Consider the following 14,839-nt stretch of genomic DNA (forward strand, 5'->3'; position numbering starts at 1 on the left):
AGAGATTTGAATATGGCACGTAAACAGCGTTTTCGTGAACAAGAAGAAGCAGCGGTCGATATGACGCCGATGCTAGACATCGTATTCATCATGCTTATCTTCTTTATCGTAACTACATCGTTCGTTAAAGAAGCAGGTATTGATGTAAATAAACCAGAAGCAGCTCAAGCGACTAAACAGAAGAATGCAAATATCTTCATCGCTATTCGCTCTAATGGTGAAATTTGGATGGATAAGCGTCAGGTAGATGCCGAGCGTGTAGCTGCAAACATCGAACGTCTATTAGCAGAGCAACCAACTGAAGTCGTTATTATCCAAGCGGATAAAGAAGCGAAGCACGGTGTAGTTGTGAAGGTAATGGACCAAATTAAAGCTGCAGGTATCGATAAGATATCTATCGCTGGAGAAAAGTAATGATTCGTTTTCTGTTTTCACTGATTGCAGGTGGGGCAGTTACTTTCGGCTTATTCTTTTTCATGGCGTATCTAATCTCCGGAGGAGATGGACGCGCCGCTGACGAGAAAGAGAAGATCGTTGTCGAAATTATGACGAATCCACCTGAATCCAAGGTGCAGGAGCGGAAGCGTGTACCGCCGCCGCCTCCACCACCGCCAAAGCAGCCGCCAAAGCCGCAGCCGCCACAGCCTGATACCAGCAATGCTGATCCAGGCGCATTAGGCTTTAACATGCCAAGTGTAAACGTAGGTGGTTCTGCAGGTGGGTTAAGTGGCCCAGGTGCATTTGGTCGAGACGGTGATGCTACACCTCTTGTTCGAATTGAACCTAAATACCCAGTGCAAGCAGCACGTGATGGTAAGGAAGGTTGGGTACAACTTTCATTCACTATCAATGAGCTGGGTGGTGTAGAAGACGTTGAGGTAATCGATGCAGAACCTAAACGTATCTTCGACCGCGAAGCTAAGCGCGCACTATTAAAGTGGAAGTACAAGCCTAAAGTTGTTGATGGCAAGCCAATGAAACAGCCTGGCATCACAGTTCAGCTTGACTTTAAACTGAACCAAGACCAGTAAGGAGAGTGTAGGATGAAAAATCTATCGAAAGTAACTGCACTCGCTTTGCTAATCTCTATCTCAGGAGCTGCTGTTAGCACGTCAGCTGTAGCTGCTCCGAACTATGAAGAGATTGAAAAGCGCAAAAACGCCAAAACGAAAGTAATGGGCGAGCGCGTCGGTAAAAAAGTGGTTAAAGCGTTTGAGCTTTATGAAACTGAAGATGTCGACGGCGCAATTGCAATCCTGAAAGAGCTTGAGCCTTCTGATAAGTTCGATAAAGCGACAGTAGACCGTTACCTTGGTCAGCTGTACGCACAAAAGGACAACTATCAGCTAGCTATCAAGTACATTCAAGATGCAATCAAACCTGATGTACTGAACTTTGGTGACCAAGAGCAAGCTATGAAGCTTATCGGCGACTTATTGGCTAACACCAAAAAGTACAAAGAAGCGAAGCAAGCATACATTGATTGGATGGACTTCACTGGTGAAGAAGATGCAACTGTGTATACACGTATTGCGCAAGCAAACTACGAGCTTGGTCAGTTTAAAGACGTTATTCAACCAGCGGAACGCGCGATTGAGATCAATGCTAAAGGCGAACCTAAAAAGGCTCCTTTCTCATTACTTATGGGTGCATACTACGAAACGAAAGATTTCAAAAACGTAGTAAAAGTTGGCGAACGTATGGTTAAAAGTTGGCCTGAAGACAAAAAGTCTTGGACTAACCTAGGTCGTTTCTATATGCAGGTAGAAGACTATCAAAAAGGTCTTACTATCATGGATATCGCATACGACAGTGGCTTCTTAGAGTCTGAAACAGACTTCAAAGTACTTGCCCAGCTATATTCATTCGTTGGCATTCCGTACAAAGCTGGTTTCCACATGGAAAAAGCGTTGAATGACGGTAAAGTTGAACGTACAAAGCAAAATGTAACCGCGGTGGCGAGCTACTATCATAATGCGAAAAACATTAAGACAGCGGCTAAGTACTACGAAGAAGCAGCAAGTTTTGATAACGATGCAGAGCTTTTCCGTAAGGCTGGTTCACTACGCTTACAAGAGCAACAATTCGATAAAGCAATTGCTCTATTGAATAAATCGTTGGACTTGGGTTCGGATAAAAAAGGTCAGATTTACTCTGATTTAGCCGAAGCATACCTTCAGCAAGAAAAGTATAAGCAAGCTTATGCAGCTATTACTAAAGCAGCTGAAGATCCAAGCACACGTAAGTTTGCTACTAGCTGGAAAACGTTTATCAAAGATAAAGCTCAGCGCAATGGCGTAAGTCTTTAATCTTTTGATCGAATATAAAAAGCCCCTATATGGGGCTTTTTTTATAGTTTATGAAATTTGTAGGACACGGCATGTCTTTGCGCATATTGAGTATTTTGTTATTTTTTCTACTAGTGTCTTGCTCAAATGAGCCCCAATTAAATGCCGAGCAAGCACTCATACAATTGAAGAGCCTGAATAGTAAATTAGGCGGCAATTTCACAGATGAAACAGCTCCATGGCCTTATACAGAAGACTACTTAAAGGCCCGACACACACTATATTCAGGCATTCAAGCCAAGACGTTGAGTGATGCACAAGTGAGTACTTATGACTATTTACGTACCGAAGAGCGCTTTGTCAGACGCTATCAACCTTGGCCTCTTTTTCTAGATATTGCTGAGCAGAATAACCAGTTGCAAGGTTCGGAAATTCAGGACGAACTAGCCTTATGGTTTCACTATGTACTGGCAAAAATGCAAGAAGGCGAGCAGAGTAAGATTTATGTGAACCAAGTTGAGTTACAGCACATGCAATCACAGCTTGATGCATTGAAGGGTATCAGCTCTACCGAGTCTTTATCCAAAGCCATTGAAAAATTGCAGTATTACTTAGAGCAATATACTCCTCGCAATCAACTGGGGTTGTCTCAGTTACCCAATGGGAAAGACTGGTTCCAAGTCAAACTTAACTACTATAGCAACCAAGTTCACTCGCCTATCCAGTGGATGACTGCAGTGCAAAAAAAGCTTGATGCCAGAGGTGAGTTAATATTAGAAACGCTACCAGAGCCGGATTGGTCCTCGTTGGAGAGTGATTTAGATTGGCGTCAAAACTTCCTAGATATTAAGTCTTGGGCAAAGTCAGTAACACTGTCACAAGCGCAAGTGCACATGGCCTTGGTATGGATGGAAGTTGATTTAGGTGTTCATTATCAGATGTGGGACCAAGAATTTGTGATAACCGCTTTGGCGCAACGAGGGGTTACGCCACAAGTGGCTGAGGAGTTATTAGCTCAGGTATTATGTTTTCCTGGCAAGAGTTTTGTCTACGCTTCTAATGTTCTCGAACTTTAAGTTGCGACTCACATTTCTTACAGCGTTGGGCGGTTACATCGCGTTCTAGGAGCTCTTCTTCTATGGGCTCCTCACAATCGCTACAATAGCCAAACAGTCCTAAATCAAATTGGCATTGGGCTGCTTCTAACCTTTCGAGCTTATCGACCAGCTCTTTGTATGAGGGACCTGCTTTCTCTCTCAAATAAGCCACCCAGTCATCTTCTGGGTGGTCATTAAGTTGGGTGTATAAATCGTTGTCATGACTGACAGACGAATAACGAAGACGATTTAATAGCTCTTCCCGCACCTGTGCCAATAAAACAACGACCTGTTCTTCCAAATCGAGCGTTTCTGTACTCATGCCACAATCCAATTCAAACTCAAGGGAATATAATTGTGGTCAGTTTAGGGTGATATTGATATGACTATGATCAACTAAACGCTAAAAATCTGGAAACTAGGGTGATCAGTTGGTGTGCTCTGCATGACGTTTAAGCACAGCAAGGACTTCGTCTTTGTCATGGAGTCTGCGAATGTCTTCAAAAAGGTCATGCGCTTGTTCATAATTACGTTTCAAATAACCTAACCATTGCTTGGTGCGATTTGCAAAATAGCGCTTAGACATGAGTTCGTCATCGTGCATGGAAGAGTGAACAATATGATATAGGATGTCGTACCATGTTAACTTAGTGTGGTGTTCATTCGCGTCGTTGGCCTTAATCCATGCAGCAAGATCAGGCATAGCGAGTGCTCCACGGCCGAGCATGATATCAGTACATTGGCTTTGCTTACGTGCGTTTTCAGCATCGTGTAAATCCCAAATTTCACCATTGGCGACGATCTGGATATCTTCATTTTTAACTACTAGAGGCGCAATTTTATGCCAATAGGCTGGCGGGCGATAGCCGTCGCGCTTAGTTCGAGCGTGAATCGCAATACCATTCGCTTTTGCTTGAACCACAGCGTCAAAGATCTCTTCGCTGTTTGAACAATCATCAAATCCTAATCTAATCTTTGCTGTGACAATATGCTCGTCAGCAACGGCTTCTCTAACAGTTTTAACGATTTGATAGATTTGCTCTGGCTCTTTAAGCAGAACAGCACCACCTTTGCTTTTATTTACGGTCTTGGCAGGGCATCCGAAGTTTAAATCGATGCCGTGAGAGCCCAACTCAACGGCTTTTATCGCGTTTTCCGCTAGATACTGTGGATGTTGTCCTAACAATTGGATTCTCACGGGAGTCCCAGCGCGTGTATAGCCATTGTTATGAAGTTCTGGGCAATAACGCATAAACACTCTTCTAGGGAGTTTTTGCTCCACAACACGCACAAATTCCGTGACGCACAGATCGAAGCCGCCAATGTCAGTGAGTAGTTGGCGCATCTTAAAGTCAACGACACCTTCCATGGGAGCTAATATTAATTTCATATTCGACCTATACAAATTTCAGGGCGGCGTATTCTACCGCGAACCAAGCTATTGATAAAATAACAATCTCGCGTCATATTTAACTAGGTGATCTTTTTACAGAAAAATTTTAAAAAACGTGAAAGGATTTAAATACAGACAGGGTCTACTTGTTTTGAAAGCTACTAACACAGAGAGAGCAAGAAACATGAATACATTGAAGAAGAATTCTATCGCACTTACGTTGGGTGCTGTTGTTGCAACTGGTGCGTCGTTGACTGTAACTGATGCGCAAGCAAACCCATTCGAAATGCAAGCCATGGCGGCAGGTTACCAACTAGACGCGGGTGAAGGCAAATGCGGTGAAGGTAAGTGTGGCGAAGCTAAAAAGGCTGAAAAAGAAGGTAAATGCGGCGAAGGTAAGTGCGGCGAAGCTAAAAAGGCTGAAAAAGAAGGCAAGTGCGGCGAAGGTAAGTGCGGTGAAGCCAAAGGCAAAAAAGAAGGTAAGTGCGGCGAAGGTAAATGCGGCGAAGCCAAAGGTAAAAAAGAAGGTAAGTGCGGCGAAGGTAAATGTGGTGAAGCCAAAGCCAAAAAAGGTGAAAAAGAAGGCAAGTGCGGCGAGTCTAAAGGTAAAGAAGGCAAGTGTGGTAGTCACGGCGCATAATCGCACGGCTATTACAACTGATCGCAAGCCGCTTTATGCGGCTTGTATTACTTTAGGAGCGGCAGTATGAATCTAGGTTTACCTAGCTCAGCACAAGTGGGTTTAGGCCTGCGTAGGGAAATGTTGAGTGATATGTTGGAGCATATTCCCGAGCAAGTCGGTTTTATGGAAGTGGCGCCAGAAAACTGGTTACCATTTGGCGGCAAACTAGAGAAGCAATTTAAAGCGCTTACTGAGCAGCACCCTTTCGTTTGCCACGGTTTGTCATTATCAATCGGTTCACCCGATCCACTTGATATCGATTTTATCAAGCAGTTAAAAGTATTTTTCGATGAGCATAACATCCGTATGTACAGTGAACACCTCAGCTATTGCAGTGCAGGTGGGCATATGTATGACTTGATGCCCATTCCTTTTACTGAAGAATCTGTTAAATACGTGTCTGAGCGTATTCGACAAGTACAGGATATTTTGGAGCGTCCTTTAATTGTGGAAAATGTCTCATATTATGGGGCGCCAGGACAGCAGATGACGGAGCTTGAATTTACGAAAAGTGTATTGCAAGAAGCCGATTGTCAGTTATTGCTCGATGTTAACAATATTTATGTAAACTCAGTTAATCACCACTATGATGCAGAGGCCTTCTTAAAAGCACTGCCGAGCGAGCGTATTGCCTATATGCATATTGCGGGTCACTATAATGAAGCGGAAGACCTGATTGTCGATACTCATGGCGCAGACGTTATTGACCCTGTTTGGGCATTGTTGACGAAGGCCTATGAATTCCATGGGGTGTACCCGACGTTATTAGAGCGAGACTTTAACATTCCCCCTATGAGTGAATTGGTGAAAGAGCTTGATATTATTCACCAAATTCAAAAGCCGTTCGTAGCGCAACAAAGACGAGCTTAGATATGCATTTTAAAGAAGTACAAGCTACATTCAGTGCACACATACGCGATCCAATGAATAATGCCTGCCCCAGCGACGTTGAAAATAGGCGAATGGGGATTTATCGAGACTTATTCTTCAACAATGTGAATAGCTTTTTGGAAAGCGGCTTTCCCGTATTGCGTAGTATTTATCAAGACGACAAGTGGTTGGCGCTAGTACGACAATTCTTTGCTCGGCATCAATCGCATTCGCCATACTTTGTTGATATCTCTAAAGAGTTTGTGACATTTTTAGCCAATGAATATGAATTACTCGATACGGATCCGCCATTCCTAATTGAATTAGCCCATTATGAGTGGATTGAATTAATGGTCGCGACCGGGAAGGTAACACGAGCATATAAACCGATATTTGATGTTGGCATCGAGCCATTGTATTTGAGCGAATGCGCACAAGTTGTATGCTATCACTACCCAGTTCAGACTATTTCTGTAGAGCATCAACCACAACAGCCGGACGAAGTCCCTAGCTACATCTGTGTATATCGTGATGGTGACGATGAAGTACAGTTCTTGGCGCTTAATGCCATGACGGCGCTGTTGCTTGATAGTATCGGACAGCAAGACGGTGTGGTCTTTGCTGATTTGTGCGTTGATGTACAGCAACAAGCTCCGCAATTCGCCTTAACGCAGATAGAGCAGGGGGCCAGACAAATTCTCGGCGAATTAGTGCAAAGGAGAATCGTGCTAACGCTGGATTGCTAGCCAATATTAGATTATTATGTGCGCCGTTTTTTGTCGTGTTTTAGAGGTAAGTAGTTATGGCACAAAAAGGTGATTTCAAAGACCCTTTCAACTTTAAATACTTCGTTGCTTTTGTAGCAGTATTTGCAGGTATTGGTTGTCTAAATGCAATCTTAGGTTGGGCAACTGCAATCGCAGCTTAACCTGAACCGAGATAGAGGCCCCTTAAAGGGGCTTTTTTTGTGCCCGAAGACTCATTAACTAAACACTGATTCTTGAAGTGTTAACGTTCCTGAATCGGCATCTAATGTCACTTGCGCACCCACGGGCAAAATAAATTGACGTTTAATATGACCTATCATGGCACCGCGATATGCAGGTATTCCTAACGGTTTGATGTAGTCATTGAATATTTCATCCAGAGACAGTGAACCATAACCGGCACCGGGTTTACAATCGTTACAATCGCCAAATACGAATCCTGAAATCTTGTCCAAAGCGCCCATGAGTTTTAATGTACTCATCATCCTGTCAATGCGGTAAGGTGCTTCATCTATATCCTCTAAAAACAAAATATTACCGGTAAAATCCGGTAAGTACTTAGAGCCAGCTAGTGCTGTTAATACAGTGAGGTTTCCTCCAATTAAACGACCCGATGCGCTGCCCGCAGTGATAGTTTGGGTGAAATAGTTGGTATTGACCAACTCATCTTCTTTTTTACCCAGGTTCTCGTAACGCATAGGTTGCTGCTGTTCAAACACGCGCTGAAACTGATCGACATGGAACGCATTCCAATCACTGGTCGCATTTGGGCCATGAAAGCTGATTAAACCTGTTTGTGAGAGTATGGCGTTGTGCAGTGCGGTGATATCAGAATATCCCAACAACGGCTTAGGATTTTGTTTAATGCTTTGATAATCAAGAAGAGGCAGTATACGGGCAGCGCCAGAACCGCCTCTTAAGCAAAATATGGCATCCACCTGCTGGTCTTTAAATAAGGCATTGATGTCATCCGCACGCTGTTGATCTGCTCCCGCTAAGTGGCCTCTGCGCGCCATGACATGAGGAGCCAGTTTAACTCGGTAGCCAAGTGCCTCAACCACCTTTTGCGCAATTAAAATGTCCTTGTGGTGAGCAGTTGCAGCGGAAGGGCTGACTATACCAATGATGCCACCTTTGGGTATAGCTCTTGGCTTGATGATATTGTTTTCTGTGCTTTTAGGTATACCGATAGCGTGTGCACCTTGGCTAGCGAGTATCCCTGCACCTAATATTGAACACGATTTTAGGAAGGAGCGTTTATTCATTTATTTATCTCACGAACGATTTGTACTATCAGTACCGCAGTGAAGTAAATATTTCAAATTTTATAGGTGAGATGGAATAAATTAATCAAAAGTGGTGTTGTGACTAGCCACTGGAGGGCCAGTCACAGCGTGTGGTCGTTATTCGATACCACGAAGTAGGGCGTTTACGCCGACTTTTTCACGAGTTTGTTGGTCAACTTTCTTAACGATGATAGCGGCATAAAGATTATGGCTACCATCTTTACTCGGTAGTGAACCTGGCACAACGACAGAGCCCGCAGGCACACGACCGTAATGCGTGATACCTGTCTCTCTGTCATAAATGCGTGTACTCTGAGAAATGTACACACCCATAGAGATCACAGCACCTTCTTCAACAATGACGCCTTCAACGATTTCAGAGCGGGCGCCGATGAAGCAGTTATCTTCGATAATCGTTGGGTTCGCTTGCAATGGCTCTAACACGCCACCAATGCCCACACCACCTGATAGATGAACATTCTTACCAATTTGTGCGCATGAACCAACAGTCGCCCAGGTATCTACCATAGTGCCGTCATCGACATATGCGCCGATGTTTGTGTATGACGGCATAAGTACGACATTTTTGCCGATGTAACTGCCTTTACGAGCCACAGCGTTAGGCACCACACGCATGCCTTCTTGTTGAAATTGCTCGGGTGTGTAATCTGCAAATTTCAGTGGCACTTTGTCATAGTATTGATTGGCACCGTCGGATATAACCTGATTGTCGCGAATACGAAAAGACAGCAACACTGCTTTTTTCAACCATTGGTGAACAACCCACTCGCCAGAGATTTTCTCGGCAACACGGGCGTCGCCTTTGTCTAAACGCTCGAGAACCTCGATGATTGCGCCTTTAACTTGGTCTGACACTGTGCTTGGACTAATTGAATTGCGCTCTTCCCACGCTTGTTCAATGATAGATTTTAAATCTGCCATGATTTCCTCATCTGTTCACTGATCACGCCATTGTTGTTTCGTTATCAGCATTTAGTTTTTTTCTAAGTGCTTGATGGATCTTCACTTGTTCTTCATCCGTCAAAGCCTTGTAATCGTTGTTAGAGACCACGAAAAAGTCTTCTGCACGTTCACCAACTGTGGTGATGCGCGCGGCGTGAATATGCAATTGATAACGCTGAAACACCTGCGCAATCTTGGTTAATAAACCAGGGATATCCACGGCTTGAATTTCTATTAAACTGCGGTCCGCACGGGCATGAGGTCGCAATACAACCTTAGGTTTGATATTGAAATCTTTGAATCGTTGCGAACGATTTTTCTTGATGCGAATCTTTTTCTTCGGATCTTTTAAAATTTGGTCCAATGCGCGACGTATGCCATTACTGCGTCCCTTGCTCAGTGGCTCACCATTTACTTCTAATATGACGAAGGTAAAGATGACATAGCCGTCTTTAGTGGTCATTACCTGAGCGTGTTGAATTTGTGCTTTCTTTGAACCAATTACCGTAACTAGACGCGCAAACAAGCCTGAGCTATAAGGGCTGTAGGCAAACACCTGTGTGCCGCCATGCATAGGTTCAGGAGAAACCCCCACACTGGCTTGCGATAAATCATCTTCTTGCAGTAAGTGTTCACAATGCCAAGAAATTTGTTGTTCACTGAATGCGGTGAAGTAATTGGCTTTTAATCGGCTCCACAATAAGTCGATTTGCGGCTCATCATACCCTAAGTTGATTAACCTTTGCTTAGCCTGCTGTTTTTTATCGCGAATTTGGTCGCGCATATCCATTGGGTTTTCCAGACCAAGACGTAAAGCGCGTTGGGTATGAAGGTATAACTCACGCAGCAGGGTATTTTTCCAATCATTCCAGAGGTTATCGTTGGTGGCGCGAATATCCGCTACTGTCAAGCAGTACAAGTAATCGAGCTGACGCTCATTTTTAACTTTCGTGGCAAATTCGCTAATTACATCTGGATCATTGATGTCTTTGCGCTGTGCCGTGACCGACATCAATAAATGGTTTTCAACCAACCAGGCGATGAGTTTGCCATCTGAGGTTGCTAATTGATGTAAGCGCGCAAATGCGAGGGCATCCACAGCGCCAAGCTCAGAGTGGTCACCACCGCGACCTTTAGCAATATCATGAAAGATGGCAGCGAGGTAAAGCAATTCAGGCTTGTCCATACGCGTGACGATTTCACTGCATATTGGGAATTCGCTCACGCGCGTTTTATCACCATATTGGTAAATGTTATTGATAAGCTTGTGGGTGTGTTCATCGACTGTGTAAGCATGGAACAAATCGAATTGCATTTGCCCGAAAATATTTCGCCATTGAGGTAAATACGCTGCGAGCATGCCGTGTTTGTGCATTAAGGTAAAAGCACGCCCCATGCCATTTGGATGCTTAATGAGGCGCATAAAGGCGTCACGGCAGGCAGCATAGTCTTGTAAGTCACCGAGCAAACGTCTGCGCACTTGGCGCATCGTACGTATGGTGCTTGGGTAAATATGGGTGATTTCTGGATTGTCGGCGATGTGTTCAAACAGCACTAACAGTTGGTCGCGGCGGAAAAATACTGACGGGTTTTTAACACGAATTTGATGGCCAATGCGTTCAAAGTTCCTATCGAGCTCAACCGCAGGTAAATCTTGATGGTCTGGCAATATTGAGTGCTCGAAGTTCGTCAGCAGCATCTGATTTAGTTCGCGCACTCGGCTCATGATGCGGAATAAGCGCTTCATCATTCGCTCAACAGACGCTTTACCTTCACTACCAAACCCCAGAATTTCTGCCGCATGAGGTTGGTAGTCGAACAACAATCGGTTTTCATTTCGACCTGCAGCCAGATGCAGCGCAAAACGAATATTCCAGAGGTTTTCCAAACACTCGAGCAGCTCTTGGTATTCTTCGTGTGTAAGGTAACCGTGGTTAATGAGCTCTTCTAGGGCTTCTGCTTGGAAATGTTTTTTGGCTACCCAAATAATGGTTTGCAAATCCCGTAAGCCACCCGGGTTTTCTTTGATATTGGGCTCTAGGTTATACGCCGTACCGTGACATTTGCGATGACGGACATCTTGTTCCTGACGTTTAGCAATAAAGAATTCTGCAGATCCCCAAACGGGGGTCTGAACAATATGCTCTTTGAGCTTTTCAAACTCAATGTGATTCCCAAAAATCAGTCGACTTTCAAGCAAGCTAGTCGCGAAACTTACATCTTCGCGTTTTTGTTCGATAACTTGCTCACGCGTACGTACACTGTGGCCGATTTCTAAATTTAAATCCCACAGCATGGTAACGAACTGGCCTATTTTTTCGCACACTTCTTCTTTGGGATCTTCATTGACCAGCAGCAAAAAATCGATATCGGAATAGGGGTGTAGTTCGCCGCGCCCATAACCGCCAACGGCGACCAGCGCTAACTCTGGCTCGTGAGCCAAGTCGCAGCTGTGAAAGAGTTTGATCAGTAATCTGTCGATGTACTCAGCGCGAGCGCGGATGAGTGAGCCTACCGGTTGTTTATCAAATTGGTTATTGAGCCATTTGTAGAAATATTGACTACACGCTTTGTATTCATCCAATATGTCCGCCTGCTCAAGCAGGTCTTTTAATTTATTCGGTAGGGCCACTTAGTTATCCTTTATTGATTAGTTATGCTCGATAATTCGCGGTAAATCTTCGTCGCTGCGTAGCGTTAATACTTCAACGCCATTATCGGTCACAAGCAAGGTGTGTTCCCACTGCGCAGATAAACTGCGGTCTTTTGTTATTACCGTCCAATCGTCTTTCAACAACTTGCACTGGCGCTTGCCGGCGTTGACCATTGGCTCGATGGTTAAACACATACCGGCTTGCAGAGTTTCACCTGTTCCAGGACGACCGTAGTGCATGACTTGAGGCTCTTCATGGAACTCTTTGCCGATACCATGGCCGCAATATTCACGAACAATCGAATAGCTAAAACCTTCAGCGTATTTCTGAATGGCTGCACCAATATCACCCAAACGTGCACCTGGTTTCACCATTTTGATCGCGAGATACAGGCTCTCTTGTGTTACTTCAACTAGGCGTTTTCCCTGGATGGTTGGTTGACCAACATGAAACATCTTAGACGTGTCGCCGTGATACCCATCTTTGATGACCGTAACATCGATATTGATGATGTCGCCATCTTTAAGAGGTTTGTCATTGGGAATACCATGACAAATAACATGATTTACCGAGGTACAAATAGATTTAGGAAAACCGTGATAGTTAAGCGGAGCTGGAATGGCTTGCTGCTCATTGACGATGTAGTCGTGACAAATAGTGTTGAGCTCGTCAGTGGTCACCCCAGGCTTAACATACGGACCGATCATTTCCAGTACTTCGGCTGCCAAACGGCCAGCTACGCGCATTTTTTCGATTTCTTCTGGGGTTTTGATCACTGCAGTCATTGATGCTCCAATTCGATTCTTTGATGTATTTCGCGAACAAATAGTGCGCAAAAGTTTGAGTATTAGTCGCTAATATGGTATAAAGCGCGCCGTCTTTTTACAAATAAAATCATTTCACTTTCTCACATGTAAGCGACTTGGTTTATCTGTAACGAAGACATAACCATTTAATATTAACACACACACATATCGACACATACACTTGGGTGCACGAAAGAAATTATTTCTAACGTGTTGGTGCTATGGGATATGTGGAGGCTTAACCCAAACTATTTAGAGGAAAATACAATGGCAAACGTTTCAATGCGCGATATGCTTCAGGCGGGTGTACACTTCGGTCACCAGGCTCGTTACTGGAACCCTAAGATGAAGCCTTTCATCTTCGGTGCTCGTAACCGTGTTCATATCATCAACCTTGAGCAAACTGTACCTATGTTCAACGATGCACTTGGCTTCATCAAGAACGCTGCATCAAACAAAGGTAAAGTACTTTTCGTTGGTACAAAGCGCGCTGCAAGCGAAGCAGTAAAAGAAGCGGCAGTTAAATGTGACCAGTACTACGTAAACCACCGTTGGTTAGGTGGTATGCTTACTAACTGGAAAACTGTTCGCCAGTCAATCAAGCGTCTTAAAGATCTTGAAACTCAAAGCCAAGACGGTACGTTTGAGAAACTAACTAAGAAAGAAGCGTTAATGCTTACTCGTGAAATGGCTAAGCTTGAAAAGAGCCTTGGCGGTATCAAAGATATGGGCGGTCTTCCAGACGTTCTATTCGTAATCGATGCTGATCACGAGCACATTGCAATCAAAGAAGCGAACAACCTGGGCATTCCAGTAGTATCAATCGTTGATACTAACTCTAACCCAGACGGCGTTGACTTCATCGTTCCAGGTAACGATGACGCGATCCGTGCTATCCAACTTTACACTAACACAGTTGCAACTGCTGTTACTGAAGGTCGTGAAAGCAACATCGCTGTTCAAGCTGAAAAAGACGATTTCGTTGCAGCTGAGTAATAGCTAATCGCTTGTCATCAAGTCTTCATCTAAGTTTGATGAAGACTTGATATTCTTATTTAAAAGTGACACATCGTCACTTGCTCTAAACATTGATTTGAGGAAATTCCCATGGCTGTAACTGCTGCCCTAGTTAAAGAATTACGCGAGCGCACTGGCGCTGGCATGATGGATTGTAAAAAAGCACTAACTGAAACTAACGGTGACATCGATCTAGCGATCGAGAACATGCGTAAGAGCGGTGCTGCTAAAGCTGCTAAAAAAGCAGGTAACATCGCTGCTGAAGGTACAATCCTTATCAAAGAAGGCAACGGCTTCGCTGCACTTCTTGAAGTTAACTGTCAAACTGACTTCGTTGCTAAAGATGCAAACTTCCTAGGTTTCGCTAACCAAGTTCTTGACGCTGCTGCTGAAACTAAAGCAGACATCGAAACGCTAAAAGCGCAATTCGAAGAAACGCGTGTTGCTCTAGTAGCTAAAATCGGTGAGAACATGAACATCCGTCGCGTTGAGTACATCGACGGTGACAAGCTTTCTTCATACCGTCACGGCGACCGCATCGGTGTTGTTGTAGTTGGTGAAGCTGACGAAGAAACACTTAAGCACGTTGCTATGCACGTTGCTGCGTCTAAGCCTGAGTTCGTAAACCCAGAAGACGTACCTGCTGACGTAGTTGAGAAAGAAAAAGCAGTTCAAGTAGAAATCGCTATGAACGAAGGCAAGCCAGCTGAAATCGCTGAAAAGATGGTTGTTGGCCGCATGAAGAAGTTCACTGGTGAAATCTCACTTACTGGTCAAGCTTTCATCATGGAGCCTAAGCAAACTGTTGGCGAAATGCTTAAAGAGCGTGGCGCGTCAGTATCTGGTTTCATTCGCCTAGAAGTAGGTGAAGGTATCGAGAAGAAAGAAGAAGACTTCGCTGCTGAAGTAGCTGCGCAAATCGCTGCTGCTAAAGGCGAGTAATTACTCGATCGGTTGACATACAACCATGCTGTGGCGAAAGTTGGAACGGAGTAGGATGTTAAGCTCAAAGGCTG

16 protein-coding genes are annotated in these 14,839 nt (G+C 44.3%); 10 read left to right on the top strand and 6 right to left on the bottom strand.

Features of this window, described 5'->3' with window-relative positions; genetic code table 11:
• Positions 1–12: 12 nt before the first annotated feature.
• From ACH19P_RS07750 to ACH19P_RS07765, 4 genes are all read left to right on the top strand, one after another.
• Positions 13–414: an ExbD/TolR family protein gene (locus ACH19P_RS07750; protein ID WP_347390843.1), complete on the top strand. Its 402-nt coding sequence runs from the start codon at positions 13–15 to the stop codon at positions 412–414.
• Positions 414–1,031: an energy transducer TonB gene (locus ACH19P_RS07755; protein ID WP_462158014.1), complete on the top strand. Its 618-nt coding sequence runs from the start codon at positions 414–416 to the stop codon at positions 1,029–1,031. The genes ACH19P_RS07750 and ACH19P_RS07755 overlap by 1 nt, the downstream gene beginning before the upstream one ends.
• Positions 1,032–1,043: 12 nt before the next feature.
• Positions 1,044–2,309, top strand: coding sequence for a tetratricopeptide repeat protein (locus ACH19P_RS07760; RefSeq protein WP_462158016.1), 1,266 nt, complete (start codon positions 1,044–1,046; stop codon positions 2,307–2,309).
• Between the two features lie 71 nt (positions 2,310–2,380).
• Positions 2,381–3,364 (top strand): hypothetical protein, encoded by a 984-nt coding sequence (locus tag ACH19P_RS07765; RefSeq protein WP_462158018.1) that lies wholly within the window; start codon positions 2,381–2,383, stop codon positions 3,362–3,364.
• On the opposite strand, the gene ACH19P_RS07770 is transcribed toward ACH19P_RS07765, so the two are convergent.
• Complete coding sequence (locus ACH19P_RS07770; protein ID WP_462158020.1) at positions 3,345–3,707, bottom strand: TraR/DksA C4-type zinc finger protein; 363 nt, start codon at positions 3,705–3,707, stop codon at positions 3,345–3,347. The genes ACH19P_RS07765 and ACH19P_RS07770 overlap by 20 nt on opposite strands.
• Positions 3,708–3,812: 105 nt before the next feature.
• On the bottom strand, positions 3,813–4,775 hold the full coding sequence (locus ACH19P_RS07775) for a tRNA-dihydrouridine synthase (protein ID WP_462158022.1): 963 nt from the start codon (positions 4,773–4,775) through the stop codon (positions 3,813–3,815).
• A gap of 187 nt (positions 4,776–4,962) precedes the next feature.
• Between ACH19P_RS07775 and ACH19P_RS07780 the strand changes: the two genes are divergently transcribed.
• From ACH19P_RS07780 to ACH19P_RS07795, 4 genes are all read left to right on the top strand, one after another.
• Positions 4,963–5,418 carry an HvfA family oxazolone/thioamide-modified RiPP metallophore gene (locus ACH19P_RS07780; RefSeq protein ID WP_462158024.1) on the top strand — a complete coding sequence of 152 codons (456 nt, stop codon included), beginning with the start codon at positions 4,963–4,965 and terminating at the stop codon, positions 5,416–5,418.
• A gap of 66 nt (positions 5,419–5,484) precedes the next feature.
• Complete coding sequence (locus tag ACH19P_RS07785) at positions 5,485–6,330, top strand: HvfB family MNIO-type RiPP peptide maturase (protein ID WP_462158026.1); 846 nt, start codon at positions 5,485–5,487, stop codon at positions 6,328–6,330.
• A gap of 2 nt (positions 6,331–6,332) precedes the next feature.
• Positions 6,333–7,076, top strand: coding sequence for an HvfC family RiPP maturation protein (locus ACH19P_RS07790; RefSeq protein WP_462158028.1), 744 nt, complete (start codon positions 6,333–6,335; stop codon positions 7,074–7,076).
• Between the two features lie 56 nt (positions 7,077–7,132).
• Positions 7,133–7,258, top strand: coding sequence for a hypothetical protein (locus ACH19P_RS07795; protein ID WP_347390834.1), 126 nt, complete (start codon positions 7,133–7,135; stop codon positions 7,256–7,258).
• A gap of 54 nt (positions 7,259–7,312) precedes the next feature.
• Here the strand turns inward: ACH19P_RS07795 and ACH19P_RS07800 are convergent, their stop codons facing one another.
• The 4 genes from ACH19P_RS07800 to map form a co-directional block, all read right to left on the bottom strand.
• A complete protein-coding gene (locus tag ACH19P_RS07800) occupies positions 7,313–8,362 on the bottom strand; it encodes a S66 peptidase family protein (RefSeq protein WP_462158030.1) in 1,050 nt (349 codons plus the stop codon).
• A gap of 138 nt (positions 8,363–8,500) precedes the next feature.
• Complete coding sequence (dapD, locus tag ACH19P_RS07805; protein WP_462158032.1) at positions 8,501–9,325, bottom strand: 2,3,4,5-tetrahydropyridine-2,6-dicarboxylate N-succinyltransferase; 825 nt, start codon at positions 9,323–9,325, stop codon at positions 8,501–8,503.
• Between the two features lie 22 nt (positions 9,326–9,347).
• A complete protein-coding gene (gene glnD, locus ACH19P_RS07810) occupies positions 9,348–11,978 on the bottom strand; it encodes a [protein-PII] uridylyltransferase (RefSeq protein WP_462158034.1) in 2,631 nt (876 codons plus the stop codon).
• An 18-nt stretch (positions 11,979–11,996) separates the two neighbouring features.
• Complete coding sequence (gene map / locus ACH19P_RS07815; protein WP_462159326.1) at positions 11,997–12,797, bottom strand: type I methionyl aminopeptidase; 801 nt, start codon at positions 12,795–12,797, stop codon at positions 11,997–11,999.
• Between the two features lie 276 nt (positions 12,798–13,073).
• On the opposite strand from map, the gene rpsB reads away from it, so the two are divergent.
• Together rpsB and tsf are read left to right on the top strand one after the other, a co-directional pair.
• Positions 13,074–13,802 (top strand): 30S ribosomal protein S2, encoded by a 729-nt coding sequence (gene rpsB / locus ACH19P_RS07820; RefSeq protein ID WP_462158036.1) that lies wholly within the window; start codon positions 13,074–13,076, stop codon positions 13,800–13,802.
• A gap of 111 nt (positions 13,803–13,913) precedes the next feature.
• Complete coding sequence (gene tsf, locus ACH19P_RS07825; RefSeq protein WP_462158038.1) at positions 13,914–14,765, top strand: translation elongation factor Ts; 852 nt, start codon at positions 13,914–13,916, stop codon at positions 14,763–14,765.
• Positions 14,766–14,839: the final 74 nt, after the last annotated feature.

The sequence above is a fragment of the Pseudoalteromonas sp. GB56 genome, from assembly GCF_054923835.1.

Excerpts from the sequence above, each read along its gene's own strand:
- ACH19P_RS07790 (WP_462158028.1), top strand. The coding sequence starts at position 6,333 with ATGCATTTTAAAGAAGTACAAGCTACATTCAGTGCACACATACGCGAT.
- ACH19P_RS07800 (WP_462158030.1), bottom strand. The coding sequence starts at position 8,362 with ATGAATAAACGCTCCTTCCTAAAATCGTGTTCAATATTAGGTGCAGGG.
- ACH19P_RS07765 (WP_462158018.1), top strand. The coding sequence starts at position 2,381 with ATGTCTTTGCGCATATTGAGTATTTTGTTATTTTTTCTACTAGTGTCT.
- ACH19P_RS07785 (WP_462158026.1), top strand. The coding sequence starts at position 5,485 with ATGAATCTAGGTTTACCTAGCTCAGCACAAGTGGGTTTAGGCCTGCGT.
- dapD (WP_462158032.1), bottom strand. The coding sequence starts at position 9,325 with ATGGCAGATTTAAAATCTATCATTGAACAAGCGTGGGAAGAGCGCAAT.
- rpsB (WP_462158036.1), top strand. The coding sequence starts at position 13,074 with ATGGCAAACGTTTCAATGCGCGATATGCTTCAGGCGGGTGTACACTTC.
- ACH19P_RS07760 (WP_462158016.1), top strand. The coding sequence starts at position 1,044 with ATGAAAAATCTATCGAAAGTAACTGCACTCGCTTTGCTAATCTCTATC.
- ACH19P_RS07775 (WP_462158022.1), bottom strand. The coding sequence starts at position 4,775 with ATGAAATTAATATTAGCTCCCATGGAAGGTGTCGTTGACTTTAAGATG.
- ACH19P_RS07780 (WP_462158024.1), top strand. The coding sequence starts at position 4,963 with ATGAATACATTGAAGAAGAATTCTATCGCACTTACGTTGGGTGCTGTT.
- tsf (WP_462158038.1), top strand. The coding sequence starts at position 13,914 with ATGGCTGTAACTGCTGCCCTAGTTAAAGAATTACGCGAGCGCACTGGC.
- ACH19P_RS07795 (WP_347390834.1), top strand. The coding sequence starts at position 7,133 with ATGGCACAAAAAGGTGATTTCAAAGACCCTTTCAACTTTAAATACTTC.
- ACH19P_RS07750 (WP_347390843.1), top strand. The coding sequence starts at position 13 with ATGGCACGTAAACAGCGTTTTCGTGAACAAGAAGAAGCAGCGGTCGAT.
- ACH19P_RS07770 (WP_462158020.1), bottom strand. The coding sequence starts at position 3,707 with ATGAGTACAGAAACGCTCGATTTGGAAGAACAGGTCGTTGTTTTATTG.
- ACH19P_RS07755 (WP_462158014.1), top strand. The coding sequence starts at position 414 with ATGATTCGTTTTCTGTTTTCACTGATTGCAGGTGGGGCAGTTACTTTC.